The organism is Streptomyces sp. NPDC055078, from assembly GCF_053607985.1.
In genome coordinates, this window is sequence record NZ_JBSGUP010000821.1 from 1 (window position 1) to 3238 (window position 3238).

Annotated in this window: 4 protein-coding genes; all 4 read left to right on the plus strand. The window is 71.4% G+C overall.

What is annotated here, in order from left to right:
• Positions 1 to 447: dihydrofolate reductase family protein (locus tag ACWF94_RS37215; protein WP_453499141.1), on the plus strand; the 447-nt coding region annotated here is incomplete at its 5' end.
• 105 nt (positions 448 to 552) lie between these two features.
• Complete coding sequence (locus ACWF94_RS37220; protein ID WP_453499143.1) at positions 553 to 1023, plus strand: indole-3-glycerol phosphate synthase; 471 nt, start codon at positions 553 to 555, stop codon at positions 1021 to 1023.
• 127 nt (positions 1024 to 1150) lie between these two features.
• Positions 1151 to 2548 carry a UDP-N-acetylmuramate--L-alanine ligase gene (gene murC / locus ACWF94_RS37225; RefSeq protein ID WP_453499145.1) on the plus strand — a complete coding sequence of 466 codons (1398 nt, stop codon included), beginning with the start codon at positions 1151 to 1153 and terminating at the stop codon, positions 2546 to 2548.
• Between the two features lie 18 nt (positions 2549 to 2566).
• Complete coding sequence (gene msrB, locus ACWF94_RS37230; protein ID WP_453499147.1) at positions 2567 to 2971, plus strand: peptide-methionine (R)-S-oxide reductase MsrB; 405 nt, start codon at positions 2567 to 2569, stop codon at positions 2969 to 2971.
• Positions 2972 to 3238 lie beyond the last annotated feature (267 nt).

The following is a 3238-nucleotide window of genomic DNA, read 5'->3' on the forward strand; positions in this document are numbered from 1 at the left end:
GGACAGGGCCCCGCACCCGTGATCGCCGTGGTCAGCGCCTCCCTCGACCTCGATTTCACCAGCCGCCTGTTCACCGCGCCGCTGGTGCCGACGCTGGTCCTGACGGGTGCGGTGGCGTGCCCGGACCGGGTCCTGGCGGCCCAGCGGGCCGGTGCGGAGGTGGTGATCGCCGGGGACGGGCCGGGGGTGGACCCGGTGCGGGCCGTACAGGCTCTGGGCGAACGCGGGCTGACGCGGCTGCTCACCGAGGGCGGGCCGAGGCTGCTGGGCCAGTTCGTGGCGGCCGGGGTCCTGGACGAACTGTGTCTGACCGTGTCACCGACCCTGACCGCGGGGCATGCTCAGCGGATCGCGGGGGGACCGGGACCGATCGTTCCGGAGAGGTTCGCGCTCGCTTCGGTGCTGGAGGAGGCGGGGTTCCTTTTCACCCGCTACCGTCGCATCTGACAATCAGCGGAATTTGTCGTTCCGGTTAGCTTCGGCTGGGCACACTTACTCTCGCAGACCCCGTGCGGGCACGGGGAAGGATGGTTTCCGCAGAAGGGTCCTGACGTGTTCACAAGCGTACTGATGATCGAGAAGCCCCTGACGCCGGAGGACGTGGACTTCGTCACCACACTCCACGGCGACGAGGGGGTCTCCTTCGTGGTGCTGATGCAGCCCCGGGGCGACCAGGCCGATGTGCTGCTGCGCGCCATCGACGACGTGGCACTCGGCGAACTGAAGGACGCCGTCCGCGAGGGCGACGAGCCCGAGGGCAGCGAGGCCAAGGCCCCCGCCGAACGCGCCCTGGACCACTCCCTCGCCGCCCTGCGCGCGGCGGGCGCCCAGGCCGTCGGCCAGGTCGTCGAGGACCATCCGCTCGACCGGCTCAAGACCGTGGTGGACGAGCGGAGCGCCGACGAGGTGATCGTGCTCACCGCGCCCCACTACGTGGAGGAGTTCTTCCACCGCGACTGGGCGTCCAGGGCCCGGCACAAGGTCGGCGTCCCGGTGCTCAAACTCTTCGCGCACAGCGAATAGGCTGGGCCCTCGTCCGTACGCGCCCTCGCGCGGCCGGGCCCTCAGTCCGTAAGTCCGTACGCGCTCTCGTCCGTACGCGCCCGCGCGCGGCGGCCGGCACCATCCGCACCTCTTGGGAGACACATACATGGCACCCGCCGTCCCTACCGCCATGGAACGCCCGCACTTCATCGGCATCGGCGGCGCCGGGATGTCGGGCATCGCGAAGATCCTCGCCCAGCGCGGCGCGAAGGTCGCGGGCAGCGATGCCAGGGAGTCACCCACGGCCGAGGCCCTGCGGGCCCTGGGCGCCACCGTCCATATCGGTCACGCGGCCGAGCACCTCGCCGACGACGCCGGGTGCGTCGTCGTCTCGAGCGCCATCCGCCCCGACAACCCCGAACTGGCGCGCGCCGCCGAACTGGCCCTCCCGGTCGTCCACCGCTCCGACGCGCTGGCCTCCCTGATGACCGGGCTGCGCTCGATCGCGGTCGCGGGCACCCATGGCAAGACCACCACCACCTCCATGCTCGCCGTCGCGCTGACCGGGCTCGGCCTTGACCCCTCGTACGCCATCGGCGGCGATCTGGCGGGTCCCGGGACCAATGCCCGCCACGGCGAGGGGGAGATCTTCGTCGCCGAGGCGGATGAAAGCGACCGCAGCTTCCAGAAGTACGCGCCCGAGGTCGCGATCGTCCTCAACGTCGAGCTGGACCACCACGCGAACTACGCCTCGATGGACGAGATCTACGAATCCTTCGAGATCTTCACCGGCCGTGTCGTGCCCGGCGGCACCCTGGTGATCTCCGCCGACCAGCCGGGCGCCGTCGAGCTGACCGACCGGGTCCGGGACCGCGACGGTCTCACCGTCGTCACCTACGGCGACTCCCCGTCCGCCGACGTACGCGTCCACAAGGTCACCCCGCGCGGGCTCAGCAGCGAGGTCACCGTGGTGCTCGGCGGCCGTTTTCTGACCTTCACGGTCGCCGTGCCCGGCAAGCACTACGCGCTCAACGCGGTGGCCGCGCTGGCCGCGGGCGTCGCGCTCGGCATCCCGGCGCACAATCTCGCCTCCGCCCTCGGCAAGTACACCGGGGTCAAGCGCCGCCTCCAGCTCAAGGGCGAGGCGGCCGGTGTCCAGGTCGTCGACTCCTACGCCCACCACCCGACCGAGATGACCGCCGATCTGGAGGCCATGCGCGGCGCCGCCACCGACGCCCGGCTGCTGGTCGTCTTCCAGCCGCACCTCTTCTCCCGTACCCAGGAACTGGGCACGGAGATGGGCCAGGCCCTCGCGCTGGCCGATGCCTCCGTGGTGCTGGACATCTATCCCGCCCGCGAGGACCCCCTCCCCGGCGTCACCAGCGAACTGATCATCGACGCCGCCCGCGCGGCGGGCGCCGATGTCACCGCCGTCCACGACCGGGCGGACGTCCCCGACACGGTCGCGGGAATGGCCCGGCCCGGCGATCTCGTTCTCACCATGGGGGCGGGTGACGTCACCGACCTCGGACCGGAGATCCTCGCGCGGCTCGCCCGCCGGTGACAGTGAAGGAGCCCTTTCATGGCATACGACATCGAGAAGCCGGACGAGCAGTGGCGCGCGGAGCTGGACCCGGCCGAGTACCGGGTGCTGCGGCAGGCCGGTACCGAGCCCGCGTTCCAGGGTGAGTACACGGACACCAGGACCGAAGGTGTGTACTCCTGCCGGGCGTGCGGTGCCGAGCTGTTCCGCTCGGAGACGAAGTTCGACTCCCACTGCGGCTGGCCGTCGTTCTACGACCCCAAGGACACCGACGCCGTCGAACTGATCGCGGACCGCTCGCACGGCATGGTCCGCACGGAGGTGCGGTGCGCGACGTGCGGGTCGCACCTTGGGCATGTGTTCGAGGGGGAGGGGTACCCGACGCCGACCGATCAGCGCTACTGCATCAACAGCATCTCCCTCCGGCTGACCCCGGAGAGCTGACCCGGAGAGCTGACCCGGAGAACTGACCCCGAGCCGCCGGGCCTGTGCGACTGGGCCCGAGCCACTGGGCCCGCGCCGCCGCGCCCGCGCCTCGGCCCGCTCCTCAAGCGCCGGAGGGGCTGTGCGTGCCCGGGCCCGGCGACCGCCCGCCCGCTGCGTTGGCCGACGCGCACCCCTCGGTGGGAGTCCTCGATCTCCCCCCAGACTTCGTCCGGGGGGACCCCGACAGGCTTGATCAGCGCACCCATGTCGTTCAAGGCCCCGGAC

Coding starts and splice junctions, on each gene's coding strand:
- msrB (WP_453499147.1), top strand. CDS start 2,567: ATGGCATACGACATCGAGAAGCCGGACGAGCAGTGGCGCGCGGAGCTG.
- murC (WP_453499145.1), top strand. CDS start 1,151: ATGGCACCCGCCGTCCCTACCGCCATGGAACGCCCGCACTTCATCGGC.